This window comes from Mesorhizobium sp. MC2-1-1, assembly GCF_057597255.1.
Genome location: NZ_CP195205.1, coordinates 1,511,564 through 1,536,999, shown reverse-complemented (window position 1 = coordinate 1,536,999; position 25,436 = coordinate 1,511,564). Strand labels below are relative to the sequence as shown.

The 25,436-nt window shown below is 62.1% G+C and carries 28 protein-coding genes and 3 tRNA genes; 15 read left to right on the top strand and 16 right to left on the bottom strand.

All coding sequences use genetic code 11. From position 1 onward, the window contains the following. Nucleotides 1-5: 5 nt before the first annotated feature. Together ACR64R_RS07755 and tuf are read right to left on the bottom strand one after the other, a co-directional pair. Nucleotides 6-443 (bottom strand): hypothetical protein, encoded by a 438-nt coding sequence (locus ACR64R_RS07755; protein WP_487361091.1) that lies wholly within the window; start codon nucleotides 441-443, stop codon nucleotides 6-8. 147 nt (nucleotides 444-590) lie between these two features. Further along, nucleotides 591-1,766, bottom strand: a complete 1,176-nt coding sequence (gene tuf, locus ACR64R_RS07750) for an elongation factor Tu (RefSeq protein ID WP_487361090.1) — start codon at nucleotides 1,764-1,766, stop codon at nucleotides 591-593. 226 nt (nucleotides 1,767-1,992) lie between these two features. On the opposite strand from tuf, the gene ACR64R_RS07745 reads away from it, so the two are divergent. Then, complete coding sequence (locus ACR64R_RS07745) at nucleotides 1,993-2,880, top strand: DMT family transporter (protein ID WP_487361089.1); 888 nt, start codon at nucleotides 1,993-1,995, stop codon at nucleotides 2,878-2,880. Nucleotides 2,881-2,883: 3 nt separating this feature from the next. On the opposite strand, the gene ACR64R_RS07740 is transcribed toward ACR64R_RS07745, so the two are convergent. The 3 genes from ACR64R_RS07740 to ACR64R_RS07730 are packed head-to-tail and all read right to left on the bottom strand — an operon-like array spanning nucleotide 2,884 to nucleotide 4,078. Next, complete coding sequence (locus ACR64R_RS07740; protein ID WP_487361088.1) at nucleotides 2,884-3,111, bottom strand: hypothetical protein; 228 nt, start codon at nucleotides 3,109-3,111, stop codon at nucleotides 2,884-2,886. Further along, entirely contained in the window at nucleotides 3,038-3,814 is a 777-nt protein-coding gene (locus ACR64R_RS07735; protein WP_487361087.1) for a sulfotransferase family 2 domain-containing protein, read from the bottom strand. The genes ACR64R_RS07740 and ACR64R_RS07735 overlap by 74 nt, the downstream gene beginning before the upstream one ends. 6 nt (nucleotides 3,815-3,820) lie before the next feature. Beyond that, the gene (locus ACR64R_RS07730; protein WP_487361086.1) at nucleotides 3,821-4,078 is read right to left on the bottom strand and encodes a GlsB/YeaQ/YmgE family stress response membrane protein; all 258 of its coding nucleotides are present in this window, start codon (nucleotides 4,076-4,078) and stop codon (nucleotides 3,821-3,823) included. Between the two features lie 128 nt (nucleotides 4,079-4,206). On the opposite strand from ACR64R_RS07730, the gene ACR64R_RS07725 reads away from it, so the two are divergent. Then, a complete protein-coding gene (locus tag ACR64R_RS07725) occupies nucleotides 4,207-4,662 on the top strand; it encodes a YidB family protein (RefSeq protein WP_487361085.1) in 456 nt (151 codons plus the stop codon). A 73-nt stretch (nucleotides 4,663-4,735) separates the two neighbouring features. Here ACR64R_RS07725 and ACR64R_RS07720 read toward each other — a convergent pair. Together ACR64R_RS07720 and ACR64R_RS07715 are read right to left on the bottom strand one after the other, a co-directional pair. Further along, nucleotides 4,736-4,809, bottom strand: a tRNA-Gly gene (locus tag ACR64R_RS07720). Nucleotides 4,810-4,896: 87 nt separating this feature from the next. After that, nucleotides 4,897-4,981: transfer RNA gene (locus ACR64R_RS07715), tRNA-Tyr, on the bottom strand. A gap of 198 nt (nucleotides 4,982-5,179) precedes the next feature. Here ACR64R_RS07715 and ACR64R_RS07710 point away from each other — a divergent pair. Further along, the gene (locus tag ACR64R_RS07710) at nucleotides 5,180-6,040 is read left to right on the top strand and encodes a TrmH family RNA methyltransferase (protein WP_487361084.1); all 861 of its coding nucleotides are present in this window, start codon (nucleotides 5,180-5,182) and stop codon (nucleotides 6,038-6,040) included. Nucleotides 6,041-6,156: 116 nt separating this feature from the next. Here the strand turns inward: ACR64R_RS07710 and ACR64R_RS07705 are convergent, their stop codons facing one another. The 3 genes from ACR64R_RS07705 to gcl all read right to left on the bottom strand — a co-directional run bounded on the left by ACR64R_RS07705 (nucleotide 6,157) and on the right by gcl (nucleotide 9,781). Further along, entirely contained in the window at nucleotides 6,157-7,074 is a 918-nt protein-coding gene (locus ACR64R_RS07705; protein ID WP_487361083.1) for a 2-hydroxy-3-oxopropionate reductase, read from the bottom strand. Between the two features lie 103 nt (nucleotides 7,075-7,177). Beyond that, nucleotides 7,178-7,975 carry a 2-oxo-tetronate isomerase gene (gene otnI / locus ACR64R_RS07700; RefSeq protein ID WP_487361082.1) on the bottom strand — a complete coding sequence of 266 codons (798 nt, stop codon included), beginning with the start codon at nucleotides 7,973-7,975 and terminating at the stop codon, nucleotides 7,178-7,180. A gap of 24 nt (nucleotides 7,976-7,999) precedes the next feature. After that, nucleotides 8,000-9,781 carry a glyoxylate carboligase gene (gene gcl / locus ACR64R_RS07695; protein ID WP_487361081.1) on the bottom strand — a complete coding sequence of 594 codons (1,782 nt, stop codon included), beginning with the start codon at nucleotides 9,779-9,781 and terminating at the stop codon, nucleotides 8,000-8,002. Nucleotides 9,782-9,984: 203 nt separating this feature from the next. Between gcl and bhcR the strand changes: the two genes are divergently transcribed. Next, a complete protein-coding gene (bhcR, locus tag ACR64R_RS07690; RefSeq protein ID WP_487361080.1) occupies nucleotides 9,985-10,806 on the top strand; it encodes an HTH-type transcriptional regulator BhcR in 822 nt (273 codons plus the stop codon). Here bhcR and ACR64R_RS07685 read toward each other — a convergent pair whose 3' ends face one another. Next, entirely contained in the window at nucleotides 10,807-11,166 is a 360-nt protein-coding gene (locus ACR64R_RS07685) for a hypothetical protein (RefSeq protein WP_487361079.1), read from the bottom strand. Between the two features lie 112 nt (nucleotides 11,167-11,278). On the opposite strand from ACR64R_RS07685, the gene ACR64R_RS07680 reads away from it, so the two are divergent. Beyond that, nucleotides 11,279-11,740: a hypothetical protein gene (locus ACR64R_RS07680; RefSeq protein ID WP_487361078.1), complete on the top strand. Its 462-nt coding sequence runs from the start codon at nucleotides 11,279-11,281 to the stop codon at nucleotides 11,738-11,740. Nucleotides 11,741-11,839: 99 nt separating this feature from the next. Here ACR64R_RS07680 and ACR64R_RS07675 read toward each other — a convergent pair whose 3' ends face one another. Beyond that, entirely contained in the window at nucleotides 11,840-12,148 is a 309-nt protein-coding gene (locus ACR64R_RS07675) for a BA14K family protein (RefSeq protein WP_487361077.1), read from the bottom strand. A 350-nt stretch (nucleotides 12,149-12,498) separates the two neighbouring features. Further along, nucleotides 12,499-12,666: a hypothetical protein gene (locus tag ACR64R_RS07670; protein WP_487361076.1), complete on the bottom strand. Its 168-nt coding sequence runs from the start codon at nucleotides 12,664-12,666 to the stop codon at nucleotides 12,499-12,501. 150 nt (nucleotides 12,667-12,816) lie between these two features. Between ACR64R_RS07670 and ACR64R_RS07665 the strand changes: the two genes are divergently transcribed. Beyond that, nucleotides 12,817-12,892, top strand: a tRNA-Thr gene (locus tag ACR64R_RS07665). 102 nt (nucleotides 12,893-12,994) lie between these two features. Here ACR64R_RS07665 and ACR64R_RS07660 read toward each other — a convergent pair. Beyond that, the gene (locus tag ACR64R_RS07660; RefSeq protein WP_487361075.1) at nucleotides 12,995-13,609 is read right to left on the bottom strand and encodes a TetR/AcrR family transcriptional regulator; all 615 of its coding nucleotides are present in this window, start codon (nucleotides 13,607-13,609) and stop codon (nucleotides 12,995-12,997) included. A 93-nt stretch (nucleotides 13,610-13,702) separates the two neighbouring features. Here ACR64R_RS07660 and ACR64R_RS07655 point away from each other — a divergent pair, with 93 nt between their 5' ends. From ACR64R_RS07655 to ACR64R_RS07635, 5 genes are read left to right on the top strand one after another with little or no spacing between them, the layout of a single operon-like run. Beyond that, on the top strand, nucleotides 13,703-14,785 hold the full coding sequence (locus tag ACR64R_RS07655; RefSeq protein ID WP_487361074.1) for a polyamine ABC transporter substrate-binding protein: 1,083 nt from the start codon (nucleotides 13,703-13,705) through the stop codon (nucleotides 14,783-14,785). Nucleotides 14,786-14,793: 8 nt separating this feature from the next. After that, the gene (locus ACR64R_RS07650; RefSeq protein WP_487361073.1) at nucleotides 14,794-15,639 is read left to right on the top strand and encodes an ABC transporter permease; all 846 of its coding nucleotides are present in this window, start codon (nucleotides 14,794-14,796) and stop codon (nucleotides 15,637-15,639) included. Between the two features lie 2 nt (nucleotides 15,640-15,641). Then, complete coding sequence (locus tag ACR64R_RS07645; protein ID WP_487361072.1) at nucleotides 15,642-16,424, top strand: ABC transporter permease; 783 nt, start codon at nucleotides 15,642-15,644, stop codon at nucleotides 16,422-16,424. After that, nucleotides 16,421-17,485 (top strand): ABC transporter ATP-binding protein, encoded by a 1,065-nt coding sequence (locus ACR64R_RS07640; RefSeq protein ID WP_487361071.1) that lies wholly within the window; start codon nucleotides 16,421-16,423, stop codon nucleotides 17,483-17,485. Before ACR64R_RS07645 ends, ACR64R_RS07640 begins: the two co-directional genes overlap by 4 nt. A 3-nt stretch (nucleotides 17,486-17,488) precedes the next feature. Then, entirely contained in the window at nucleotides 17,489-18,244 is a 756-nt protein-coding gene (locus tag ACR64R_RS07635) for an MBL fold metallo-hydrolase (protein ID WP_487361070.1), read from the top strand. Nucleotides 18,245-18,317: 73 nt separating this feature from the next. On the opposite strand, the gene ACR64R_RS07630 is transcribed toward ACR64R_RS07635, so the two are convergent. Next, nucleotides 18,318-19,349, bottom strand: coding sequence for a hypothetical protein (locus ACR64R_RS07630; protein ID WP_487361069.1), 1,032 nt, complete (start codon nucleotides 19,347-19,349; stop codon nucleotides 18,318-18,320). A gap of 60 nt (nucleotides 19,350-19,409) precedes the next feature. On the opposite strand from ACR64R_RS07630, the gene ACR64R_RS07625 reads away from it, so the two are divergent. The 4 genes from ACR64R_RS07625 (at nucleotide 19,410) to ACR64R_RS07610 (ending at nucleotide 24,646) form a co-directional block, all read left to right on the top strand. Further along, nucleotides 19,410-20,351, top strand: a complete 942-nt coding sequence (locus ACR64R_RS07625) for a hypothetical protein (RefSeq protein WP_487361068.1) — start codon at nucleotides 19,410-19,412, stop codon at nucleotides 20,349-20,351. Beyond that, entirely contained in the window at nucleotides 20,345-21,526 is a 1,182-nt protein-coding gene (glf, locus tag ACR64R_RS07620; protein WP_487361067.1) for a UDP-galactopyranose mutase, read from the top strand. The genes ACR64R_RS07625 and glf overlap by 7 nt, the downstream gene beginning before the upstream one ends. 615 nt (nucleotides 21,527-22,141) lie before the next feature. Further along, nucleotides 22,142-22,915: an NAD kinase gene (locus tag ACR64R_RS07615; RefSeq protein WP_487361066.1), complete on the top strand. Its 774-nt coding sequence runs from the start codon at nucleotides 22,142-22,144 to the stop codon at nucleotides 22,913-22,915. 189 nt (nucleotides 22,916-23,104) lie between these two features. Beyond that, the gene (locus ACR64R_RS07610) at nucleotides 23,105-24,646 is read left to right on the top strand and encodes a DEAD/DEAH box helicase (RefSeq protein WP_487361065.1); all 1,542 of its coding nucleotides are present in this window, start codon (nucleotides 23,105-23,107) and stop codon (nucleotides 24,644-24,646) included. Nucleotides 24,647-24,719: 73 nt separating this feature from the next. On the opposite strand, the gene ACR64R_RS07605 is transcribed toward ACR64R_RS07610, so the two are convergent. Next, nucleotides 24,720-25,328 (bottom strand): hypothetical protein, encoded by a 609-nt coding sequence (locus tag ACR64R_RS07605; protein ID WP_487361064.1) that lies wholly within the window; start codon nucleotides 25,326-25,328, stop codon nucleotides 24,720-24,722. Nucleotides 25,329-25,436 lie beyond the last annotated feature (108 nt).

The following is a 25,436-nucleotide window of genomic DNA, read 5'->3' as shown; positions in this document are numbered from 1 at the left end:
AACGCCTAAAGTTTTGGCGGTGTCTTCTCCTGCGCGCTGACGGCCGGCGGAGGCCGGCAGTTGTCCGGCTTTGGCAAGGATCTGCAAATAGCGGGGCCGGTCAGCGCCTCCGCCGATTGCGGGCCGGTGGCCAGTCCGACCCTAAGCAGCGCACCAGGCTCGAGCTGACGCTCGACCGAACGCTGTTCCAGCGCGGCGAACAGGGCTGGGCTTATCGCCATTTCGTCCAGATAGGATTTGACAAGCCGCTTCTGTCCCATCGAGGACATGCTGAGCCGCGCCTTGGGATCGACCAGCCGCCTTGCGCCGCCGGCAAGCACCAGAGCGCAGGCTGAATCGCACTCCACCCCAAATTTGCTGATCAGCCCGATATAGGCGCCGTTGTCGTCCAGACAGCCCGCTCCAGGGGGATTGCAGCCTGTGATAATTGTGCGGGCGACCACGACGTCGCCACTGCCGCAACTATGATTGGCTGCGCATGCAACAGCTTCCAAACAAATGACAAGAACTTGCTCAGATGACGCAAGTAAACGAAAAAGGGCGGCCCGAAGACCGCCCTTTCCTTTTCGAACCGGCAGGTGCCGGATCGCTTATTCCTTGATGGTGACGACGATGCCGGCACCGACGGTGCGGCCGCCTTCACGGATGGCGAAGCGCAGCTTCTCTTCCATCGCGATCGGGACGATCAGCTCGACGTCGACGGTGATGTTGTCGCCGGGCATCACCATCTCGGTGCCGGCCGGCAGCGTCACGATGCCCGTCACGTCCGTCGTGCGGAAGTAGAACTGCGGACGGTAGTTGGTGAAGAACGGCGTGTGACGGCCGCCCTCGTCCTTGGTCAGGATGTAGGCTTCGGCCACGAACTTCTTGTGCGGCTTGACCGAACCGGGCTTGGCCAGAACCTGGCCGCGCTCCACACCTTCACGGTCGACGCCGCGCAGCAGCGCGCCGATGTTGTCGCCAGCCTGGCCCTGGTCGAGCAGCTTGCGGAACATCTCCACGCCCGTGCAGGTCGTCTTGGTGGTCGGACGGATGCCGACGATCTCCAGTTCCTCGCCGACCTTGACCACGCCGCGCTCGACGCGACCGGTCACGACCGTGCCGCGGCCCGAGATCGAGAACACGTCCTCGATCGGCATCAGGAACGGCTTGTCCAGCGGACGAACCGGCGTCGGGATATAGGCGTCGACCTGAGCCATAAGCTCGCGGATGGCGTCCTCGCCGATGGTCTTGTTGGTGTCTTCCAACGCAGCCAGCGCCGAACCCTTGACGATCGGAATGTCGTCGCCGGGGAACTCGTTCTTCGACAGAAGCTCGCGAACCTCAAGCTCGACCAGCTCGAGCAACTCGGCGTCGTCGACCTGGTCGACCTTGTTCAGGAACACAACAATCGAAGGCACGCCGACCTGACGGGCAAGCAGGATGTGCTCGCGGGTCTGCGGCATCGGGCCGTCGGCAGCCGAAACAACCAGGATCGCGCCGTCCATCTGCGCGGCACCCGTGATCATGTTCTTAACATAGTCGGCGTGGCCGGGGCAGTCGACATGCGCATAGTGACGGTTGGCCGTCTCATACTCAACGTGAGCCGTCGAGATCGTGATGCCGCGCGCCTTCTCTTCCGGCGCCGCGTCGATCTGGTCATAGCGCTTGTATTCGCCAAAATACTTCGTGATCGCCGCCGTCAGCGACGTCTTGCCATGATCGACATGCCCGATCGTGCCAATGTTCACATGCGGCTTGGTGCGCTCGAATTTACCTTTTGCCATAGTCTCTTTCCTTGGACGGCCTTGACCTTCAGTTCAGTCGAATGCGGGGCGATTAGCGACAACGGCCGAAAAACACAAGTGCCTTGTGGCTGAGCGCTTTGCCGCTCGACCCGAACCAATGGTCGATTTCAGGAGATATGAGGCGGATATAGGGGCGCGGCGACTGAAATCAAAGGCTTCGGGCTGGCCCATTGCCGCCGCGTCGCCGCTCTGATCTTGTCGGCGGATGCAGTTCATTCCATCCCATATCCGCGGCCCGCTGTTCATGATCGTCTCGACGGGGTCCTATCTCGTCAACGACACGATGATGAAGCTCGCGACGGCAGGACTGCCGCCCTATGAGGTGCTGTTGCTGCGGGGCGCAGCCGCAACGCTGTGGGGGGTGCCGCTGCTGCTGATGCTCGGCTATGCCAGGCAGATCCCGCTGCTCTTCGAGCGCAAGGTGTTGCGCCGGAACCTGTTCGAGCTCCTGGCGATCCTTTGTTACGTGGTCGCTTTGGCCAACATGCAGATCGCCGATTCCACGGCGCTTGGGCAAGTTACGCCGCTGATCGTGCTGGTCGGCTCCTCCATGCTGTTCGGCGAAAAAATCGGCGCCACGCGCATGGCGCTGATCGGCTTCGGCTTTGTCGGGGCGCTCATGGTGGCTCAGCCAACCATGCAGGGCATTTCGGTCTATGCCTTGCTGGCGCTCGGCAACGCGGGTTTCGCAGCGGTGCGCGATCTTGCCGGCCGCAAGGTAGGCCCCGACGTGCCTGGCATGATCGTCGCCATCTCAGCGGTCGTTGTGGTGCTGGTCGGGGCAGGCGCGGCGCATCTCGTCTCCGAGCAATGGGTAATGCCCGAGGGCCATCATCTGCTACTGATCGCAGGAGCTGGTTTCTTCCTGATCTTCGGCCATTTCTTCATCTTCATGGCCTACCGGGTCGGGCCGACAAGCGCCGTCGCGCCGTTCTACTACTGCTTCACCGTCTGGGCGGTCATTTCCGGCCTATTGGTGTTCGGCCAGTTTCCCAACGCGCTCGCCGTGTGCGGCATCCTGTTGGTGATAGCCAGCGGCCTGGCGATCGTCTCGCTCGATGAAAGAAAACGCCGACTGGCCTTGGTCGCCTAGCCGTTACCGGCCAACGCGCCCTACCCTGTTCTTGAGCGGCCGCTGCGCGACGAAATCGATGAAGTTGCGCAGCGTTCTTGGATAGACGAGGCGGCCGTCGCGCAACGCCGTGGGATCGCCGTTCAGATGCAGCGTCGAGGTCTCGGCGGGATCGCCATCAGGGATGCCGCCCCATCTCGCGGGGTCGTAATAATCGATGAGGAAGCCATAGTCGTAGCGGCAGAAGCGCATGGCCTTCGCCAGAGCGGCGGGTGACAGAATCCGACGGGCTCACCTTTTGCCGGCTCGCCTGCAAACGAAGCATGCCTACTTTCTTGCCGCTGACGCAGGACAGGAAAGCCCCGACCTTGTCCATCTCCTCGAACTTGAAGACATGGTCGAACAGAAACAGGCTGGAGCCGACGAAACAGCGGGGTGAGGCGACATGGAACTGGATTTCCCACGAGCATGCGCTGTATTTCTCGACATTCAGGACAAACGTGTCGAGATCCGGATCGGAAGGCAGCCCGAAGTTTGCGAGCATCTCGAGGTTTGCCGAAGGCCGGCTCAGGACGTTGGCGTCCATTATCCTGCTGGAATAAGCGGATAGAAGCCGCTCAAGCGGGTCGCGGACGATGGTGAACTTGCAGCCCATCCCATCATAGACCGGAGTGAAGGGGTCGACCCAACGTGTCGTCAGGTGGCTGTGGACCTCGTTTTCCGGATCCGCGGCAAGCGCGGCGCGCTTTTCGCCGAGCGTCATGAGCGCGTATTTGATGCTGCTGGTGCCGCTTTTCGGGATCGGATAGTAGGTAACGGCAAGCCCTTCGATCCGCACCGCCATTGCCGTACTGCCCCGCCCCAACGATTCAAAGCAGACTTGCCGCCCACGGCGCGCTTCGCGCGGCCGGCACCCGACGACTCCTTCGGCGGCAGCGTTTAAGCTGCCGCGCATTGGTTCCTAGAGCGTGCGCTTGCCAGTGATCTGGTGATAAGCCCACAGGACGACGATCGAGCCGATCACGGCCACGATTAGGCTCCAGATATTGAGGCCGGTGACACCCGCCGAGCCGAAGGCGCTGAAGATCAGTCCGCCAACGATGGCTCCGACAACGCCGAGCACGATATCCATGATCATGCCCTCGCCGGTCTTGTTCACGATCTTGCTGCCGATGAAGCCGGCGATAAGGCCCAGAATAATCCAGCTGATAATGCCCATAATTCCCTCCAGTTCCCCCGCAGGGCCATCATGGTCACATGATTGTCAAAAGCTCAAGACAGCTTGAAATTCCGTCCGTGTGCGCCATTCTCAGTCGGGGCGGACTTGGCTGGACAGGGAGATCCACGATGGGCCTTTTCGACAATGCCGTTCCGGGCGGCAATATCACCAAACCCCTGATGATCGCGCTCGGCGCGCTCCTGGTAGGCAAGATGCTGAGCGGCAGAAGCGAGGAGCCGGCCGCGCCGCAAGCACCAGTACCGACGCCCGCGGGAACCGACGCGTCCGCCGATGGCGGGCTGCTTGGCGGTCTTGGCGGCCTGCTCGACAGGCTCAAGAATGCTGGGCACGGCAACGTCGCCGACTCCTGGGTGGGGACTGGCCAGAATCAGCCGATCAACGCCAACGATCTCGGGTCGGCGCTCGGCCCGGCGGTCATCCGCGAGATCGCGCAGCGCACCGGCATGAACGAGCAGGAGCTTCTGCAGCAGCTCTCCACGGCGCTGCCCGGCATTGTCGACAAGCTGACGCCGAACGGCCAGGTGCCGCAGAACCATCAGGTTGCGTCGGCCTTCAACAGCTGAACGGCTGCATAACGCGGAAACGCTGCGCGCCACCGCGCGCCGCGTTTTCTTTGGACGATGCGAGGAGGAAATCTGGAGCGGGTAGCGGGAATCGAACCCGCATATTCAGCTTGGAAGGCTGCTGCTCTACCACTGAGCTATACCCGCGCCTTGCACTGAGGTACCGGATTTACTCGAAAAGCGCCATGCACTTTCGGTCCGAGACTCTTCGTTTCAGGGCTTCCGGGCCGGCAGTGGTGGAGAGGGTTGGATTCGAACCAACGTAGGCTAAGCCAACGGATTTACAGTCCGTCCCCTTTAACCACTCGGGCACCTCTCCAGTCTGCCGCCGGAGCCATGCAACGAGGCATTCGCACCGATCCGGAGCCCGAGTAATGTCTTCTCCGAAATCAGCGAAGCGCCTTATGGCGGCAAGGCCCGTGGGTGTCAACCGGCGTGGCCAGGGTTTTTCCAAGATGTTCCGCATTCATCGCCGCGGGCCATATCCTTAGCCGGACGAGGCCGCTATAGAGGCCGCATGAGCGACGAGAAAAGCAACAAGCCCGGCACGCGCAAGGACACTCATTATGCAAAGCTGAGGCGCGCGCATCGCGACCAGAAGGCGGGCGGGCCGCCGGCATTCCGGCCGCGCCAGCCGATGCCGCCAGGTGAAGCGCCCGCCGACGGACTGGTGCGGCTTTACGGCCTGCACACAGTGCGGGCGGCGCTCGACAATCCTCGCCGCAGGATCAAGAAGATGCTGGTCACGCGCAACGCTGCCGAGCGGCTTTCAATCGGCGAGCTCGCCGCCCTGCCCTTCGAGGCCGAACTGGTCGAGCCAAAGGACATCGACAGGATCACCGGGTCGGACGCCGTGCATCAGGGCGTGCTGATCGAGGCCGAGCCGCTCAGGCCGAAGCGTCTCGACGCGCTCGGCGACACCAGGCTGGTGCTGGTGCTCGACCAGGTGACGGACCCGCACAATGTCGGCGCCATCCTGCGCTCCGCGGTAGCTTTCGGCGCCGGCGCGCTGATCACCACCGCCCGTCATAGTCCTCAGGAATCCGGCGTGCTGGCGAAGTCCGCCTCGGGTGCGCTGGAGCATATCGACCAGATCGAGGTGAAGAACCTCGCCGATGCGCTGGGACAGTTGCACGAGGCAGGGTTCCAGACCATCGGACTCGATTCCGAAGGGCCGGCCGAACTCGAAAAGACCTTCAGCGGCGAAAAGGTCGCGCTCGTGTTGGGGGCGGAAGGCAAGGGCCTGCGCCAGAAGACACGCGAGACGGTGACGGCACTTGCCCGCCTCGACATGCCCGGCGCGATCCACTCGCTCAACGTGTCGAATGCGGCGGCTGTCAGCCTCTACGCCGCAAACGCGTTTTTGAAGCGCGGCTGAGCGGAACGGCAGTTGAAGACAATCGAGGACGAGAAACGGGCTCCGGCAACAACGCCGGACCCCGCTCTTCGACAGGAGGCAGGGTGGTTGGGAACGTTGCGCCACCCTCTTTCGACCTACGCTGCCTTGCCTTTCGCCTCGCTTGCTTCCTCGCCAACCTCGAAATTCGCCATACGCTCCAGCGCTCTCACCAGAGCCGAGTGATCTTCCTTGGCTCCGCCATTGGCGGCACAGGAATTGAACAATTGCTGCGTCGTCGAGGTGTTGGGCAGCGACACGCCCAGCGCCTTCGCCCCTTCAAGCGCTAAATTGAGGTCTTTCTGGTGCAATTCGATGCGAAAGCCAGGCGCGAAGGTGCGCTTGATCATGCGCTCGCCATGCACTTCTAGGATGCGCGAGGCGGCAAGACCGCCCATCAGCGCCTGCCTGACCTTGGCTGGGTCGGCGCCGGCTTTTGAGGCGAAAACCAGTGCTTCGCCGACGGCCTCGATCGTCAGCGCCACGACGATCTGGTTGGCGACCTTGGTGGTCTGGCCGACGCCGTTCGGGCCGACCAGCGTGATGTTCTTGCCCATCTTCTCGAACACCGGCCTGGCGCGCTCAAACGCCTTTTCCTGGCCGCCGACCATGATGGTGAGCGACGCCGCCTTGGCGCCGACTTCGCCGCCCGACACCGGCGCATCGAGGTAATCGCAGCCGAGTTCGTTGATCTTCCTGGCGAATTCCTTGGTTTCGATCGGCGAGATCGAGCTCATGTCGATGACGAGCTTGCCCTTGGACAGCCCACCGGCAACGCCGTTCTCGCCGAACAGGACGTCCGCGACCTGCGGAGTATCCGGGACCATGGTGACGATGATATCCGCCGCCTTGGCCACCGCGTCGTGGCCGGTGACAGTCTTCAGCCCCTTGGCGACGAGATCGGCCGGCGGTTTCGAGCGGTGGTCGCTGGCGATGACGTGATAGCCGGCATCGAGCAGATGTCCCGCCATTGGCGCGCCCATGATGCCAAGTCCGATGAAACCGATGGTTTCCATTGTTGTTCTCCATAATTCCTATCGAGGTCGCGTTTTTCGCACCCCCGTCTGGCCCGCCGGACATCTCCCCCTCGAGCGGGATCGGCAGCTTCGGCGCCGGCTATTAAGCCGCCGCGCTCCCCTGCCCCGCGAATCCCCTGAACCAGCCAAGCCCGGCCTCGGTGCCGGCTTTCGGCTTGTATTCGGCGCCGATCCAGCCGGAATAGCCTAGGCGGTCGATGTGGTCGTAGAGGAAGGGATAGTTGATCTCGCCCGTCCCCGGCTCGTGACGGCCGGGATTGTCCGCAAGCTGGATATGCGCGATGCGGGGCAGGTTCGCCTCGATGGTCCGGGCGAGATCCCCCTCCATGACCTGCATGTGGTAGATGTCGTACTGCAAATAGAGGTTCTTCGAGCCGATGCGCTCGATCAGTGCCAGCGCCTGGTCGGAGTAGTTCAGGAAGAAGCCCGGGATGTCGCGGGTGTTGATCGGCTCGATCAGCAGCCTGATGCCGGCCTGCTCCAGCTTCTCGGCCGCGAAGGCGAGATTGTCGGCAAAGACGTTCTCCAGAACGACGCGATCCGCGCCCTGCGGCGCGATGCCGGCCAGGCAATTGATCTGCTCGCAGCCCAGCGCATGAGCGTAGGTGATCGCCTTGGCGACGCCCTGCCGGAATTCCGGCACGCGATCGGGGAGCGCCGCGATGCCGCGCTCGCCCTTCGCCCAATCGCCAACCGGCAGGTTGAAGAGAACCTGGCTGAGCCCATTCTTCTTGAGGCGCGCGGCGACGACATCGGGCGCATGATCATAGGGGCCGATATATTCGACGCCCTTGAAGCCGGCGCGGGCGGCGGCATCGAAACGGTCGAGAAACTCATGCTCGCCGAAGAGCATCGAGAGATTGGCTGAAAACCGCGGCATTCTTTTTCTCCTTTTCCGCTCAGCTTAATCCAGCATCACTATAGCTGTAGGAGCATCCTCGTGGCTCTCGGCAAGCTCCTCGAATTCGGTGATCTTGTCGATTTCCGTGCCCATGGAAATGTTGGTGACGCGCTCGAGGATGAATTCGAGGACGACCGGAACCTGATGCTCCTTCATTAGCCGCCGCGCCTCCTTAAAGGCGCCGGCGAATTGCTCGGGCTTCTTCACGCGGACTGCCTTGCAGCCCATCGCCTCGGCGACCGCGACGTGGTCGACGCCGTAGCCGGCTTCCGGATCGCCCGCTCGGTTGACGTTCTCGAAGGCAAGGCTCACCTCGTAATCCATCGAGAAGCCGCGCTGCGCCTGGCGGATCAGGCCGAGATAGGCGTTGTTCACGACGACGTGGATATAAGGCAGCTTGTGCTGCGCGCCGACAGCCAGCTCCTCGATCATGAACTGGAAATCGTAGTCGCCGGAGAGCGCGACGATATCGCGGTCCGGATCGGCGGCGCGCACGCCGAGTGCCGCCGGCAGCGTCCAGCCGAGCGGGCCGGCCTGGCCGCAATTGATCCAGTTGCGTGGCTTGTAGACATGCAGGAATTGCGCGCCGGCGATCTGCGACAGGCCGATCGTGGTGACATAGGTGGTGTCGCGGCCGAATGCCTTGTTCATCTCCTCATAGACGCGCTGCGGCTTCAGGGGCACCTGCTCGAAATGCGTCTTGCGCTTCATCGTCTTCTTGCGCTGCTGGCACTCCTTCGCCCAGGCCGACCAGTCGCGCAGCTTGCCGGCCGTGCGCCATTCGGTGGCGACGTCGAGCAGCATCTTCAGCGCCGCGCCCGCATCTGAGACGAGGCCGAGATCCGGCGCGAAGACGCGGCCGATCTGGGTGGGCTCGATATCGACATGGATGAACTTCTTGCCCTTGGTGTAGACATCGACCGAACCGGTGTGGCGATTGGCCCAGCGGTTGCCGATGCCGAAGACGAAATCGGCCGCCAGCATCGTCGCGTTGCCGTAGCGGTGCGAGGTTTGAAGGCCGCACATGCCGGCCATCAGCCGGTGGTCGTCGGGGATAGCGCCCCAACCCATCAGCGTCGGGATGACCGGCACGCCGGTGACTTCCGCGAACTCGATCAGTAGGTCGGAGGCATCGGCGTTGATGATGCCGCCGCCGGCGACGATCAGCGGCTTCTCCGCTTCATTGAGCATTGCCAGCGCCTTCTCGGCCTGGGCGCGCGTCATCCCCGGCTTGAACGGGCTGAGCGGCTCATAGGCGTCGATTTCGAACTCGATCTCGGCAAGCTGGACGTCCAGCGGCAGGTCGACCAGCACCGGGCCGGGCCGCGAGGAACGCATCAGGTGGAACGCCTTCTGCAGCGCCATCGGCACCAGATAGGGCTCCATGACGGTGACCGCCCATTTGGCGACGGGCGCCGCGATGGAAGCGATGTCGACGGCCTGGAAATCCTCCTTGTTGAGGCGCGCGCGCGGCGCCTGCCCGGTGATGCAGAGGATAGGGATGGAATCGGCCGAGGCCGAATAGAGACCGGTGATCATGTCGGTCCCGGCCGGGCCGGACGTGCCGATGCAGAGTCCGATATTGCCGGCCTTTGCTCTGGTATAACCTTCAGCCATGTGCGAGGCGCCCTCGACATGGCGGGCGAGCACATGGCGGATGGTGCCGCGCGCCTTCAGCGCAGAGTAGAGCGGGTTGATCGCTGCGCCGGGCACGCCGAAGGCATTGGTGATGCCTTCCTTTTCGAGAACGAGAACCGCCGCGTCGACGGCGCGCATCCTAGCCATGACAAGCCTCCATTTCGTTGGTTGGCTGACAATGACATCGCGGTTTCTATTTTTCAATTTTTTCAGAATATTTTTTCATTTCGAGGAAATGGCTCTTATTGGCTGATTTCACTTCGTTTTTCGTTTTCCAGAGAATCCGGAGCAGCAATCTCTGAAATACTTTTTCATTGCATGCGAGGGCAAATCGGCAAAGAATGCCGCTTATGGAAACGATGGAAAAACGTCAGCGCGGCCGGCCGCGCGCCTTCAACGGCCCGTCCGAGGCTGCATCGGTGCAGTCGCTCGACCGGGCGCTGCGTATCCTCGCTATCGTCGCCGACGCCAGCGGCCTGTCGCTTAGCGAGATCGCGGCGCAAAGCGGCATTGCCGCCTCCACCGCCTATCGCATGCTTACGACGCTTGAGAACCACGGCATGGTCGAGTTCGATACGACCGACCAGCTCTGGTCGGTCGGCGTCGAGACCTACCGCATGGGCGCGGCCTTTCTGCGCCGTCGCAAGCTTGTCGACCGCGCCCGCGTCGTCATGCAGGAGCTGATGGAGAAGACCGGCGAGACCGCCAATCTCGGCGTCGCCGAGGACGACTGCGTGGTCTTCGTCAGCCAGGTCGAGACGCATCAGGCGATCCGCGCCTTCTTCCGGCCGGGCACACGCAGCCCTTTCCACGCTTCAGGCATCGGCAAGGCGGTGCTGGCGCATCTCGAGCCGGAACGGGTCGCCGCCATCCTGCGCAAGGCAGGCCTGCAGCGCTACACCGACAAGACGCTCTCCGACATCTCAGCGCTCGCCCATGACCTTGCGACCATCAAGCATCGCGGCTGGTCGGTCGACGACGAGGAACGCCACCCCGGCATGCGCTGCGTGGCCGCCGCAATCTTCAACGAGTATGGCGAGCCGATCGGCGGCGTTTCGGTGTCCGGCCCGACGGTGCGGGTCACGCCGGAGCGGCTGGCCGAGATCGGCCCGCTGGTGCGCGACGCCGCGGTCGAAGTGACGAAGATGATCGGCGGCGCGAAGGCTTCTTGACTAAGAGGCGCCGGGCAAGGCGCTCTTGGCTGCTATGTCGAAGAAATCGAGCAGGATCGCCAGCCCGACACCGCAGGCCGCCAGAATGAGACCGGCGATGAATATCCGGCTGGCGCGGTCATGAATACTTCGACGCAGGAATCTGATGTCGAGCAGAATGGCCAGCGCCCGTATTTGCAGCGCAATACCGACCAGGATCGGCAGCACGGCAACCAGATGGTAGGACTGCCAAGGGATCGGGTTGGCCGCCCAATGCGTGATGAAGCCTAGCGAAAACGCAAGCAGGATGCCGACGATTGTGATGGTGCCGTTGCGGAAAACCGGTTCGACCCGTTCTTCGTTGGGATCCTGCTCATCCATGCCACCCATCTCTCGATTGGCGTCAGAGCCACACTAAACGCTTGCAAAATCGCTGTACATCGCTGGTTGTCTGGCAGGGGCCGACCGGGCATAGCCAGGCCTGGCGGCCGACTTGACCGTCTTGTCGTGGCGTCGGAATGCATGCCAAAGGGCACTCATGCGGAAAACAGTTTACCTCCTATCCGCGGCTTCACTTTGCGGCTGCGTGGCGGCAGGGCCGCCGGCAGCACCGGTCGGCAGCCCCATCAGCAACCCAAAGGTCGATCCTATTCCGATCTCGCTGGCCCTGGAAGAAATCATCACGGCCGGCGTCCGCCAGCATCTGGAGAATCCTCTGGCCGCAAAGTTCGGAACAATACTCGCCGGGGAGCGCACGCTGAACGGTCGCGACGAGACCGTGGTTTGCGGCTATGTCGATGACAAGGGCTCTGCCCGCGGCAGCGAACCGTTCATCGGCAAGATCCATCCAGACGCCGGAAACAGCTTCGAACTCGTGGCGATAAACGACATCTCGGTCGGCGGGGCCTGCCGCATGGCGGGATTGGCGATGCCAGATCCCAGGCCCCGTCCCTAGATCGACGCCGGCGGATGCCCGCGTCCATTTTGGCTCGGTCGAAAATCAAGAAGAGGGGCTGCGCGCTACCCCTCTTTCCTGTCGCCCATCCTTTTCCCGTCAAAGGCGGCAATAATGCGGGTAGCCGTCATAGCCGATATAGGTGTTGGAGCCCGGATCGTAGCTGCCGTAGCGTGCCATGCAGCGGCGAACGTGGATAGAGTCGTAACCGTCCTCCTCGACATAGACCGGCTGTGGCTGCTGGGAGAGCAGGCTGCCCAGGACGAAACCGCCGACGCCGGCGGCAATGCCGATACCGAGTTCGCGGTTGTGATGGTTGTGGGCAGCCGAGGGCTGAACGGTGCCGACGAGCGAGCCGGCGGCGACGGTGGTGGCAATGAGGCCGGAAACTATGGTGCGCTTGAACATGGCGATCTCCTGGGTTTCGTTGGAGAGGCGAACCATCCGCCTCTTGATCGTGGGTCGCGGCGGACCGGAAAATGGTTCGAAGATTTTTTCGGATTTTTTCGCCGGCGATTTTCCGCCCTTTTGCGAACGCCGATTTGATCTGTCCCGGGTATGCAAAAAAAGGCGGCCCGAGGCCGCCCTTCGAAGACAAATGGTTCTTCCCGTCAGAGGAAGGTGATCACCTTTGCCGTGATGGTGGCGATGGCAAAGCGGCAAAAGGGTCGAAGGTTGAGGTGTTAGGCAGTGGATTAGGCAGTGGGAATTGAAGCTTAGCTACCGCTACAGCCTACTGCCTATTCCCTTGCTTCCCTTCACCCCATCCCCGTGACATGCCTCAGCCAGAAGGCCAGCACGATGAAGCCGACGAAAGTGGCGATGCCGGTCCAGTCGATATTGGCCTTCTTCAGATCGCTGATGGCCTTCACCAGCAAAAGCCAGGTCACGACGATGAGTGGCAGGATGATGACGAATCTGATCATGCGGCACCCCGTTCGATGCGATTGCACCCGGATGACATGTAGGAAGCTCGCCGGCGGATTTCAGGATGCCGGCTTCGGCGGCAGTCCGTTGGCACCTCAAAACGGAGTTTTATCTTTACTGGCGCACGAAATGTGCTACCGGAGCGCCGTGCCCTTGTAGCTCAGCTGGTAGAGCAGCGGTTTTGTAAACCGAAGGTCGCGGGTTCGATCCCTGCCGGGGGCACCAGCTCTTCCAGCTTGGGGGAGCAGGCTACCCGAAGACCGTTTGACGCAAGAGTGTTCTCGAAGTCTGGCGAAGTAAAACCGCCGAAGCGGCCTCCCGACGTCCTCACATCCCGATCGCCGCCACCACTATCCTGTTCTGCCTCCGTATCGCCGCGCGCAGCTCCGGTATCTTCGCCTCGTCGCGCTTCACGAATTCGATGAACATCATGTTCATGTTGTTGAAGATCAGCTCGCCCACCGCCGGACCGTCTATGTCCGCGCGCACCAGGCCGATCTGCTTCAGTCGCGCGATCAGGGCGCTGATCTGCTTAGTCAGTTCCCGGTCGAGCGCGGTGTAGGCCTGGCCAAAGGGGCTGTCGGGCAACTGCGTGGAGATCGCCATCGCCTGGCGCCACATCTCCTTGCTGAGATAGTTGAGCGAGTGCTCGATATAGATGCCGATCAGCGTGTCCAGCGCATCGCCCACATTCGCCGGCGGGCTGGCGACCACCCCTCGCCCGGCATTCAGCACCTCGTTGACTTCCAGCGAGACGATGGCGCCGAGGATGTCGCCCTTGTTCTGGTAGTAATTGTAGATGGTGCCGATCGAGACTTCGGCCCGCGCGGCGATCGCCTCGATCTTGGCGCCCTCATAACCGGACTCGCGGAACAGCGCGGTGGCCGCATCGATGATGCGGCGGTGCCGGTCCGCCTTCTGTCGTTCGCGCAATCCGCTCATATCGGCTTCTCTGCCACAAAATCATAATTGACTCAATTTTAGAATTGGTTCAACTTTTCTTCCAACAAGCCAGCAAGGCAGGGAGAACACTCGATGACCGTCAATGCCCGGACTCCGCTTTCCGCCCTGAAGTCCCATCTTTCCGCCGCTTGCGCGGCCGCTACGCTGCTACTCGCGGCAAATGCCGCCCAGGCCGCCGATCTCAATGCGCTGATCTGGTGCGATCATTCCGATCCGGCGCTGCTCGAACCCTTCGAGAAGGCCAACAACGTCAAGGTCAACGTCAAGGAATTCGAGGGCACCGGCGCGGGACTGGCCATCGTCGATCAGTCGCAGCCCGGCGACTGGGACGTGATGGTGATCGACAGCATCGACGTGCCGCGCGGCGTCGAGAAAGGCCTGTTCGAACCACTGCCCGAGGACAAGCTGCCCCTCGCCGACCTCTTTCCTGAAGTCAAGATGGACAAGTCCACCGTCGTCGACGGCAAGCGCTACGGCATCACCGAAAAGTTCGGCTACAACACGATCGGCTTCAACAAGACCAAGGTCGATCCGGCCGACATGCAGTCGCTCGCCTCGCTCACCAGCGACAAATACAAGGGCAAGGTTGCGATCTACGACTATTACCTGCCGGTGATCGGCATGGCGGCGCTTGCGATCGGCAAGAAGACGGCCGACCTCACCGAGGCCGACCTGCCCGCTCTCAAGGCCGAACTCCTCAAGATGAAGGCCAACGCAAAGCTGGTCGGCGAGGTCACCGCCAGCCAGACCGCCTTGGCCACCGGCGAGGTCGACATACTGGTCGGCGGCGGCGAATGGGTGACGGCCGGCCTTGCCAAGGAAAACCCTGCGCTCGACTTCTCGATCCCGAAGGAAGGTGCTGTGCTGTGGTCGCAGTCGCTCGCCATGTTCAAGGATTCCAAGAACAAGGACGTGGCGCTGAAATTCATCCAGTACATCATGAGCCCCGAGGGCCAGGCGCGGCTCGCCACCTCTTCCTGCTACTGGGGCATGCCCTCCAACACCAAGGCGACGCTCACCGACGAGCAGAAGAAGATCCTGCGCTTCGACGAGCAGCCCGGCTTCCTCGCCCGCGCACAGGCCTATCCGGCGCCGAACGCCGACCTCGACAAGAAGATGCAGGACATGTGGACCGAGATGCTGCAGGCGCAGTAAACCGGCCGATGGCATCCACGGACAGCAATTTGCGTGCCCTGCCCTGGGCGCTGGTCACGCCGGCGCTGGCATGGACGCTTCTGTTCTTCGTGCTGCCTTTCATCGCCATGGGGTTTTCCAGCCTCACGGCGCATGAAGGCGGCGGATTCACGCTGGCCAATTACAGCCAGTTCTTCACCGACCCATCCTATTGGCGGGCGATGGTCAACTCGCTGGAGGTGACGGGAACCGTCACCGTGATCTCGATCCTGCTCGCCTATCCCTTTGCCTGGATCCTCGCCGAGATGGTGCCGGAACGCTGGCAGCGGCTGGCGCTGATGCTGGCGGTGCTCCCGTTCTGGACGTCTTACGTCGTGCGCTCCTATTCCTGGCTGCTGGTTCTGGCGCAGAACGGCGTCATCAACCGGGCGCTGACCGGCATCGGCCTGATCGGCGAACCGCTGCAGCTCGCCAACACGCGCTTCGCCACCGTCACCGGCTTCGTGCATTTCTTCGTCATGCTCTTGACGCTGACGATCTTCGCCAACCTCAAACAGCTCAGCCCGAGCTACCGCAAGGCCGCGGCCGATCTCGGAGCCGGACCTATCCGGACCTTCCTGCATGTCGTGCTGCCGCTGACCTTACCGGGCATCATGGTCGGCGCCTTCCTCACCTTCGTGCTTTGCATCGGCGACTACATCACGCCGCAGATCCTCGGCGGCAACAACGAACTGGTCATGCCGCAGCTCGTCATGATGCAGATCGGACGCCGCGGCGACTTCCCACTAGCCTCGGCGCTGTCGATCATCCTGATGGCCGTCGTGACCATCGCCTATCTCGCCTGTGCCCGCTGGCTGAAGATCGAGCGGGCCTGACGATGCGCGCCGTCGTCCGCCTTGCCGCCTGGGTCTACGCCATCGCCGTCTACGGCTTCATCTTCCTGCCGGTGGTGGTGTTGGTGCTGTTCTCGCTGCAGGCCACCTCCTTCCCGATCCCGCCTTTCACCGGACCGTCGCTGCGCTGGTACCAGGCGGTGCTGACCGATGCGCGGCTCACCTCGGCGCTGGTCAATTCGCTGCTGGTGGCGGTGCTGTCCTCGCTTGCTTCCGTCACGCTCGGCTTTCTCTCCGCCTGGGGCTTCGCGCGCTTCGTGCTGCCGGGCTCTGCCATCCTGCGCGGGCTGATCACGCTGCCGCTTACCGTCAGCTACCTCATCATCGGCATGGGGCTGCTGGTGCTGTTCAACTGGGCCGGCGTGCCGAAATCGCTGCTAGCGGCCGGCATCGGCCATGTGGTGATCAACCTGCCGCTCTGCTTCGCCATCATCTACAGCCAGATGGGCGATCATCAGATCAACATCGAGCGCGCCGCGCGCGACCTCGGCGCGCCGGAATGGAAGGTGCTCTTGATGATCACCGTGCCGGTCATGGCGCCGGCGATCTTCGCCAGCTTCTTCCTGTCGATGACCTTTTCCTGGGACGAGTTCGTCATCTCCTTCCTGCTCACCCGTTTCGAGACGACGCTGCCTGTCGAAATCTGGAATCTCCTGCGCTCCGGCCTCAACCCCAAGACCAATGCGGTCGGCTCGCTGGTCTTTGCCGTCTCCATCGTCCTGGTGGTGTTTTTCGAACTGACGCTGTTGCGGAGAAAGCCGGCATGAGCGCTCCATTAGTGGACATCCGCAACGTCTCGCACCGCTTCGGCCAGCTTCCCGTGCTGAAAGACGTTTCGCTGGCGATCGAGCCCGGCAGCTATACGATCCTGCTCGGACCATCAGGCTCCGGCAAGACGACGCTGCTTTCGATCCTCGGCGGCTTCGTCACACCCAGCGAAGGCAAGGTCTTCATTCGCGGCCAGGATTGCACCGCCGTGCCGCCCGCCAAGCGGCCGACGACGACCGTGTTCCAGGACTATGCGCTCTTTCCGCATATGAGCGTCGGCGGCAATGTCGGCTTCGGGCTGCGCATGCAAGGCGTCGACCGAGCGACGCGGGCAGCCAAAGCGCGCGATGCGCTTGCCCTCGTCGGGCTGGCGGCAGCCTTCGACAAGAAGCCGCACCAGCTTTCAGGCGGCCAGCGCCAGCGCGTGGCGCTGGCCCGCGCGCTGGTCATCGAGCCGGCGGTACTTCTGCTCGACGAGCCGCTCGGCGCACTCGATCTCAAGCTGCGCCGCCAGATGCAGGACGAGCTGAAGGCGATCCAGAAGCGCGTCGGCACCGCCTTCGTTCATGTCACCCACGACCAGGAAGAAGCCATGGCCCTGGCCGACCATTGCGTGGTGATGAATGACGGGCGTATCGAGGACGAAGGCGCGCCCGAACGGGTCTATGCGCGGCCGGCGACGCGGTTTTCCGCCACCTTCATGGGCGAAAGCACGATCCTTGCCGGCATTGTGACCGAAGCGAAGAACGGGATCGTTACGGTCTCGACGGCGGTCGGGCCGATTTCGCTGCCCGACGCATTGCCTGCGGGCGTCAAGGTCGCGCTTGCCATCCGGCCCGAGAACCTGATGCTCGGCGAAGCAAAGGGCGATGTCGCACTTGGCAAGGCCAAGATCAGCGATGTCGTCTTCCAGGGCAGCTTCAAGCGCGTGCTGGCCGCTTCGACGCAGGATCCGGCATTGCAGTTCATCGCCAAGGCTCCGGCTTTGGCAGCCTACCAGGCCGGCGACACGATAGCGATTTCATGCGACGCTCAAGACATCATCCTGCTGGCGGACTGATCCATGAGCACGCTTCCGGTGATCGAGGCTCCCGACTGGTACGAAACCATCCGCATGGGCGACGACATCACGCTCATCCATGAGCCATGGATCAAGCCGTTCTTCCGCTGCAACATCTGGCATGTGCGCGGGCGGGACCGCGACCTCTTGTTCGATACCGGCCTCGGCCATTTCAGCCTAAGACGCAATGTGCCGCAGGTCACCGAGCGCAAGCTCACCTGTATCGCCAGCCACACGCATTTCGACCACATCGGCTGCCACCACGAATTCCCCGATCGCTGCGTGCACGCCGCCGAAGCGGCAATCCTCGCCGATCCGCGCAACGACTGGACGGTCGCGGACCGTTACGCCAATGAGGAGATGTTCGACGGCATACCGGCGGGCTGGGACACAGCGCGCTACCGCGTCCTGCCGGCGCCAGCCAGCCGGCTGCTCGAGCACGGCGACGTCGTGGATCTCGGCGACCGCGCCTTCGAGGTCATCCATACGCCTGGACATTCGCCAGGCGGCATCGCGCTTTACGAGAGGAAGACCCGGGTCCTGCTGTCAGGCGACATCGTCTATGACGGGCCGCTGATTGACGACGTCTATCACTCCGACATCGGCGAGTATGTCGAGACGCTGCTGGCCATGCGCGACCTCGACGTGTCGGTGGTGCATGGCGGCCACTTCCCGAGCTTCGGCAAGGAGCGCTACAGGCAACTCATCGACGGATATGTCGAGGGCAGACGCAAGCCAGGCTGTCACCTGCTGGGGTAAAGGCGAACCGACGGCGGACGCTGCGCTTCGGCTTTTCCGAGCGGGGAAACCAGGATCTGCCGACGCTCCCATCCTATCGCTTCGGGTCCGCTCGGTCCTTCGAGAGCGCGATCCGGTATTTCGGCGGCGGCGTGGCTTTGCGGTCTTTCTTCCAGGGTCTCAAACGGTCCTTCAGTCTTACCACGGTCTTCTTGTAGACAGGGGGCGGCAGCCCGGCCAGATCATAATAGTTCTCGAGGATCGTGGTGCCCAGAAGCGCCTTTTCTTGCGGATAGAAGGAAAAGTGCGCCGCGATCAGATCGCCGAAAACCTTGCCCGGCCGCCCGAGCTTCACGGGCAGGACAGCCGACAGCCACTCTTCCTCGTCGTTTCCCGCAGGATGGAAAAGGTCTCCCAGTTCCACGATCTCCGAGCCGAAGAAGCCGATCGCGTTGATGGAAAACCGCGACGCCCTGACTTCGCGGTCGGGCACGCGGAAATCATCCAGGCGGCCGGTGCGCACCGCTTCGATCAGGACCGGATGCATAGCGAGCGGGAAGGTCGGATGGGCCCAGGAGAACGGGCACATCGCCTGGCATGTCAGGGGCCCCTCTATCTGCACCGCCGAGAGGTACTTGATGAATGTATTGCAGATGGCGTTGTTGATGATGAGCGGCGCATACCAAAGTGCCGAGCCTCGCTCGGGCAACACCCGTTCCATGTACTTTTCGAAAAAACCGTCCTCGAGGAACACAATGTCATCGTCCAGCCTCAGGTAGAAGGCATCGGGGTCGTCGCAGAAACGGAAAAACCGTCCGATGACGTCGAAACTTCCATTGGCATCAGGCAGCGTCTTGATCTTGATCCGCGAATCGGTGCCCGCCAATTGTCTGAGATAGGCCCGATCCTGCTCGTTGCGGCAATTGTCCCACAAATGCCATTCATGGACACGAGAGCTTTTGAGGACGTGATGGCTGAGCACGCCAAGATATTTTTCGCGCCCAGCGGGGGTAACAACGATCAGTTTCATGGCTCGTCCTGGCAGAGGGTCATCTTCGCAAAATGCCGAATTACGTCGGTCGATAACCGGCGGCCGGCCTCTCGGCAAGCGTTCCCGGCGTTCCACCTTCTGAACCGGGCAACATTGGTGTAAGTGCAGCCAGCAGCAAAAGCAGCCCATCGAAGCATGAACATCATCCGCGAATCTCCGGTGCCGGCCGGCCACCGCAATCTCGTGATCGTCAGAGCCGGCGACCGTTCGTTGCACCGAGGCTGGGGCGCGGACGATCCCGAATGTAACTTCGACCTTATTGTCAGTTACTATGGATCCGATCCAACGGCCTTCCGCCTGCCTTACGAAAGGCGGGTGGAAAAGAAAGGCGGCAAGTGGGACGGCATTTTCGCCCTGTTTCGTCAGCAACCCGACCTGCTTGAGCGCTATCAGTTCTTCTGGTTCCCGGATGACGATCTCGAGGTCGATAGAAAAACGATCGAAGCTATATTCGCGACCATGCGGCGGCTCGACCTCGATGTCGGCCAGCCCTCTTTGACACTCGACAGCTACTTTTCGCATCTGCCGTTCATGCGCTGCGACAGTTTCGAGTTCCGCTTCGTGGACAAGGTCGAGATCATGGCTCCCTGCCTCCGGGCCGATGTAATTCTGAAAATGTTGCCGCTCTTCGAATGTTCATTGAGCGGCTTCGGTCTCGATTCCCTTTGGACACGCCTGCGGGCGGACAACCGACGCAAGTCCGCCGTATTCGACAAGTTGTCGGTTCGTCACACTCGCCCTGTCGGATCCGCGCTTTCCCAAATGATGTTGGAGAAGGGCCTTACGCCACATGCGGAATACGCGCAGCTGGAGGCCAGGTTTGGCCTGGATGAATTTTATCCGATCTCTTATGAGGCCGTGGACACCAAGGGTCGCATCTGGCGATCGAAAACCGCGATCGGTTTGCGCATGACGCTGGATTATGCCCGCCGCTTGAAGACATTCAGACAGGCGCATCGATTGAAGAAACTGCTGTGGCGGCATGTCCGGCGACAGCACTCCAAGGCGATCGAACTTTCCACTGTCGCGATCTCATCGCCTCCCGTTCATGCCGTAGCCCGGGCGAAGTCATGTTGAATGGCGCTGATGTTCTTATCGTAGGAGCCGGGTTCTACGGCGCAACGCTGGCCGAGCGTATTGCGACGAAGCTGGGGCGTCGCGTGCTGGTGATCGACCGTCGCCAGCACATAGGCGGCAACGCCTATACCGAGCTCGACCCCGCAACCGGCGTCGAAATCCATCGCTACGGACCTCACCTCTTCCATACGCCGAACAAGGAAGTCTGGGACTATCTGCATGGCTTCACGCAATTCAGCTCCTACAGGCATCGCGCGTTCTCGTCATACCGCGACCAGGTCTATTCCTTGCCGATAAACCTGGCCACGATCTGCCAGTTCTTCGGCAGGCGGTTGAACCCCGCACAAGCGCGAGCACTGATTGCGGAGCAATCTTCCGAACTCGGCGGCCGGCAGCCGGCCAATCTCGAGGAGAAAGCCATCTCGCTTGTTGGACGCCCGCTCTACGAAGCGTTCATCAAAGGCTACACCGCCAAGCAGTGGCAGACCGACCCGCGCGACCTCCCTCCGCAGATCATCGCGCGCTTGCCGGTGCGCTACACTTTCGAGGACGGTTATTTCAACGATCGATACCAGGGCCAGCCACTCGAGGGCTATACCGCGATCTTCCAGAAGATGCTTGCGCATCCGCTGATCGAGACCAGGCTGGGCGTCGACTTCTTCGACATCAAGGGACTGGTGCCCAAGAAATTTCCGATCGCCTACACGGGCGCCATCGACCGGTATTTCGACTACGCGGAAGGGGATCTCGGATGGCGAACGATCGACATCGAGTTCGAACACGTTGACACGCCGGACTATCAAGGCACCGGGATCATGCATTTCGCGGACGAAGCGGTGCCTTACACGCGCATCGTCGAGTTCAGGCATTTCAACCCTGAGCGGGAATTCAACAGCGACAAGACGTTGATCGGGCGTGAATTCTCACGTTTCGCTCGTCGCGGAGATGAACCCTACTATCCGATCGATACCCGCACGGACCAACGAACCTACGAACGCTACCAGGCGCGCGCGCGCAGGGAAGAAAACACTCACTTCGGTGGCCGGCTCGGGACATATCGCTATCTCGACATGCACCAGGCAATCGGCGCGGCGCTCAAGGCATTCGAGACGGTCTTCGAGCCGTATTTCGAAGGTCGATCGGAAACTGTGTCGATGAGAAGCCGGGCTTCCTGAGCACGCCGGCCAAACCCCTCAAGATCAGGCCTCAGCTACGGCAGGCGGCAAGCTGGCTCCGGGACCAGTCAAGTCCGTGGAGAGCGCAGCTAACAGGACTTGATGGGATCTCCCATTCGATTTCACCGGGCATCGACTCGGCCAACGGTCGTCATGACCACAAACCGGTCATGCCGCATTCCTTGTCGATGTCTTCCCCGCGCGGGCTACAGCGCCCTTTGCGGACAGGGGGTCCCGGTGGCATCTCCACAGCGAGAAGTCGTTGGCTGCGGCCGCTGGCTCATTTCCTCGGAACGACGCACCAACTCGGCGAACATCACCGCGAAACTTCCCATCATCAGGAAGACTATGATCAGACGTGTTACCGGCAATAGACAGGTTCTCTCGACTGGTCAGCCCCCGCCAACCCATCCACTCTCGGCTAACATGATCGATCCGGCTTTACGAGTGTTTAAGCTTCCTCTTAACCATTGCGGCCATCACATTCGTGTCGCGAGTGTCACGAAGCGCGATTGTGGAGTGCGGTCGGCACGTTACGTCGCGCTTCACAGATACCGGCGTCGCATGCTACGCCCTCGCCGGCGCGGCCCGCAGATGGTCCGCCCTCCGGGAGCCATGAGCAAAGCCGCCAGCCGTTTCGCCTTCGTCTCTTCCGACACCGACGACGCCCGGGCAGCGTTGCAAAGCCTGTCGTCGCGCTACGGGCAGATACCTGTCGCCGAGGCCGACATCATTGTCGCCCTGGGCGGTGATGGATTCCTGCTGCAGACGCTGCGCGACACGATGAGCACCGGCAAGAAAGTCTACGGTATGAACCGTGGCACCATCGGCTTCCTGATGAATGAATATCGCGCAGGCGGCCTCGAGGAGCGCATCGCGTCCGCGGTCGCCGAGACGATCCGTCCTCTGGAAATGATCGCCGTGACGGATGACGGCGAATCCGTTTCGGCCCCGGCCATCAACGAAGTGGCGCTGTGGCGCCAGTCCTACCAGACGGCGAAAATCCGCATCACCATCGATGGCCAGGTGCGGCTGGAGGAACTCAACTGCGACGGCGTGATGATTGCGACGCCCGCCGGCTCCACGGCGTACAATCTGTCGGCGCATGGACCGATCCTGCCGCTCGATGCGCCGCTCCTGGCATTGACGCCGGTCAGTCCTTTCCGGCCACGCCGGTGGCGCGGGGCGCTGCTGTCCAACAAGGCGACAGTGCGTTTCGACATCCTGGAAGCCGAAAAGCGGCCGGTGAATGCCGCCGCCGATCATACCGAGGTCAAGGCGGTGGCTTCCGTCACCGTGCGCGAATCGCCGACGGCGACGGCAACTCTGCTCTTCGACCCCAACCATTCGTGGAACGAACGCATCCTTGCCGAGCAGTTCCGCTACTGATCCGGCGCGCCGATACTGTCTCGATTAAGCATCGCGATTAAGGTTACGTCTTCGCAATCGGCTGATTCCCGCCCGTTTCTGTTGACAAATCGCGGACTTGCGCCTAACTGCAACCGCGATCTTGCAGGCGCGCGGCGCCTGCCGCAACACGCGTTGCGATTTCCCGAACCAGCCAAAGACAACAAACACTTGTCCTCAGACACCACGACCGCTCAAGAAGCGTTGACATTCTCAGACCTCGGCCTTTCGCCCAAGGTCCTCTCCGCAGTCTCAGATGCCGGCTACACCAAGCCGACTCCGATCCAGGCCGGCGCCATCCCGCATGCGCTGCTCGGCAAGGACGTGCTGGGCATCGCCCAGACCGGCACCGGCAAGACCGCTTCCTTCGTGCTGCCGATGCTGACGCGGCTGGAGAAAGGCCGGGCGCGAGCCCGAATGCCGCGTACGCTGATTCTCGAGCCGACGCGGGAACTCGCCGCACAAGTCGAGGAGAACTTCATCAAATACGGCAAGAACCACAAGCTCAACATCGCGCTTCTGATCGGCGGCGTCTCCTTCGACGAGCAGGACAAGAAGCTCGAGCGCGGCGCCGATGTTCTGATCGCCACGCCCGGCCGCCTGCTCGACCATCGCGAGCGCGGCAAGCTGCTGCTCAACGGCGTCGAGATACTCGTCATCGACGAAGCCGACCGCATGCTCGACATGGGCTTCATTCCTGACATCGAGCGTATCTGCGAGATGATCCCGTTCACTCGCCAGACGCTGTTTTTCTCGGCGACGATGCCGCCGGAGATCACCAAGCTCACCGAGAAATTCCTGCACGCGCCGGTGCGCGTCGAAGTTTCGAAGGCCGCCTCCACCGCGACGAGCATCACGCAGCGGCTGGTGAAGTCCGGCACGAAGCCGTGGGAGAAGCGCGAGACGCTGCGCAATCTGATCAAGGCCGAAGACGCCGACCTGAAGAACGCGATCATCTTCTGCAACCGCAAGGTCGATGTCTCCGAGCTGTTCCGCTCGCTGCTCAAGCATGATTTCGACGCCGGCGCGCTGCATGGCGACATGGACCAGCGCGCCCGCATGCAGATGCTGGCCAATTTCCGTGACGGGAAGCTGCGCTACCTCGTCGCCTCCGACGTCGCCGCGCGCGGTCTCGACATCCCCGATGTCAGCCACGTCTTCAACTACGACGTCCCGATCCATGCCGAGGACTATGTCCATCGCATCGGCCGCACGGGCCGCGCCGGGCGCGCCGGCAAGTCGTTCACCATCACCACCCGCTCCGACACCAAATATGTCGACGCCATCGAAAGGCTGATCGGAACCAAGATCGAATGGCATGACGGCGACCTGTCTACCGTGACCGAAAGCGAGGGCGAGGAGCAGCCGCGGCGCGGCCGCGGCGCACCGCGTCGCGCCGGCCGCAAGGACGAGGACCGCAAGGACCGGGGCGAGCGCAAGAAGGACCGTCACGCCAAGCGCGACGAGACGCCCGACACAGCGCGCGACGAGCAGCCCGTCGCCGAAGTGGCCGACATCGCCGAACGCCGCGCCCGCAAGGACGCGATCCGTTCCGAGAACGAGCGCAAGGGCTCCAGCGACCGTCATGAGCAGCGTGGCGAGGCCCGTCCGCAGCGCGACCGCCCCGGCCGCCACCGCCAGGAAGAAGACGATGCGACCGTCGGCTTTGGCGACGACGTGCCGGCCTTCATGCGGATCGTCGCCAAGGTCTGAGACCCCGGCTCCAGCACAGGCAGCACGAAAACGGCCCCGAATGGGGCCGTTTTCTTGCAGCGCGCGCCCTGCGCTACATCGGTCCAGGCATCATCTTGGTCGGCTTCTCCAGCATCGGGAACTCGGCCCCGGTGCATTTCACGTTCGGGTTCGTCGGGCTGAACATCCCGTTCGGATTATCCCTGAACAGCCAGGCGTGAAGGTCGTAGTGAACGAACTCCCTTGGAATGAGCGGATAGTGCCCCTCCATCGGTCCCATGAACTTCTGACCGAACAGCGTCGGGACCTCCTTGATGTCCGGTGTCAGCGGCACCAACCATTCCACGCCGACCAGCTTCAAGCCCTTCTTGGTCGGCTCGTAGATCAGAACGTTGGGCTTCATCGGATCGAGCGGCTTGCCGACGCTCGGCACGTTGACGAAATGGATACCCATGGCGCCCTTTGGATAGTACATCGCGCCTTCTATCTTTTCGCCGTTATAGTGGACGCAACCGACGGTCGACAGATAGAGGTCGCGGACGGCCGCCGTATAGTCTTCGTATTTTGCCAGCGACTTCTTCAAGGCCTCGATGTCTGCCTTTTTCGCGTCCTCTGCCTGGGCCGCGACCGCACCGAGCCAGGTCGTCAACAGACCAGTTAAAATCAGGACGCTACAGCGCCCAAGGCGAGCCGTTCTTGTCATGCATTCCTCCCAGATTTTGATCTGGCCGTGCAGGACCGAGGCGGAGAATGCTATAGCGCGGCCTATGTTCGCCCCATCCCCTCTGGAACAACTCGAATGCTAATCCTT

Excerpts from the sequence above, each read along its gene's own strand:
- tuf (WP_487361090.1), bottom strand. The coding sequence starts at position 1,766 with ATGGCAAAAGGTAAATTCGAGCGCACCAAGCCGCATGTGAACATTGGC.
- ACR64R_RS07745 (WP_487361089.1), top strand. The coding sequence starts at position 1,993 with ATGCAGTTCATTCCATCCCATATCCGCGGCCCGCTGTTCATGATCGTC.
- ACR64R_RS07740 (WP_487361088.1), bottom strand. The coding sequence starts at position 3,111 with ATGCGCTTCTGCCGCTACGACTATGGCTTCCTCATCGATTATTACGAC.
- ACR64R_RS07735 (WP_487361087.1), bottom strand. The coding sequence starts at position 3,814 with ATGCGCGGCAGCTTAAACGCTGCCGCCGAAGGAGTCGTCGGGTGCCGG.
- ACR64R_RS07730 (WP_487361086.1), bottom strand. The coding sequence starts at position 4,078 with ATGGGCATTATCAGCTGGATTATTCTGGGCCTTATCGCCGGCTTCATC.
- ACR64R_RS07725 (WP_487361085.1), top strand. The coding sequence starts at position 4,207 with ATGGGCCTTTTCGACAATGCCGTTCCGGGCGGCAATATCACCAAACCC.
- ACR64R_RS07710 (WP_487361084.1), top strand. The coding sequence starts at position 5,180 with ATGAGCGACGAGAAAAGCAACAAGCCCGGCACGCGCAAGGACACTCAT.
- ACR64R_RS07705 (WP_487361083.1), bottom strand. The coding sequence starts at position 7,074 with ATGGAAACCATCGGTTTCATCGGACTTGGCATCATGGGCGCGCCAATG.
- otnI (WP_487361082.1), bottom strand. The coding sequence starts at position 7,975 with ATGCCGCGGTTTTCAGCCAATCTCTCGATGCTCTTCGGCGAGCATGAG.
- gcl (WP_487361081.1), bottom strand. The coding sequence starts at position 9,781 with ATGGCTAGGATGCGCGCCGTCGACGCGGCGGTTCTCGTTCTCGAAAAG.
- bhcR (WP_487361080.1), top strand. The coding sequence starts at position 9,985 with ATGGAAACGATGGAAAAACGTCAGCGCGGCCGGCCGCGCGCCTTCAAC.
- ACR64R_RS07685 (WP_487361079.1), bottom strand. The coding sequence starts at position 11,166 with ATGGATGAGCAGGATCCCAACGAAGAACGGGTCGAACCGGTTTTCCGC.
- ACR64R_RS07675 (WP_487361077.1), bottom strand. The coding sequence starts at position 12,148 with ATGTTCAAGCGCACCATAGTTTCCGGCCTCATTGCCACCACCGTCGCC.
- ACR64R_RS07670 (WP_487361076.1), bottom strand. The coding sequence starts at position 12,666 with ATGATCAGATTCGTCATCATCCTGCCACTCATCGTCGTGACCTGGCTT.
- ACR64R_RS07660 (WP_487361075.1), bottom strand. The coding sequence starts at position 13,609 with ATGAGCGGATTGCGCGAACGACAGAAGGCGGACCGGCACCGCCGCATC.
- ACR64R_RS07655 (WP_487361074.1), top strand. The coding sequence starts at position 13,703 with ATGACCGTCAATGCCCGGACTCCGCTTTCCGCCCTGAAGTCCCATCTT.
- ACR64R_RS07650 (WP_487361073.1), top strand. The coding sequence starts at position 14,794 with ATGGCATCCACGGACAGCAATTTGCGTGCCCTGCCCTGGGCGCTGGTC.
- ACR64R_RS07645 (WP_487361072.1), top strand. The coding sequence starts at position 15,642 with ATGCGCGCCGTCGTCCGCCTTGCCGCCTGGGTCTACGCCATCGCCGTC.
- ACR64R_RS07640 (WP_487361071.1), top strand. The coding sequence starts at position 16,421 with ATGAGCGCTCCATTAGTGGACATCCGCAACGTCTCGCACCGCTTCGGC.
- ACR64R_RS07635 (WP_487361070.1), top strand. The coding sequence starts at position 17,489 with ATGAGCACGCTTCCGGTGATCGAGGCTCCCGACTGGTACGAAACCATC.
- ACR64R_RS07625 (WP_487361068.1), top strand. The coding sequence starts at position 19,410 with ATGAACATCATCCGCGAATCTCCGGTGCCGGCCGGCCACCGCAATCTC.
- glf (WP_487361067.1), top strand. The coding sequence starts at position 20,345 with ATGTTGAATGGCGCTGATGTTCTTATCGTAGGAGCCGGGTTCTACGGC.
- ACR64R_RS07615 (WP_487361066.1), top strand. The coding sequence starts at position 22,142 with ATGAGCAAAGCCGCCAGCCGTTTCGCCTTCGTCTCTTCCGACACCGAC.
- ACR64R_RS07605 (WP_487361064.1), bottom strand. The coding sequence starts at position 25,328 with ATGACAAGAACGGCTCGCCTTGGGCGCTGTAGCGTCCTGATTTTAACT.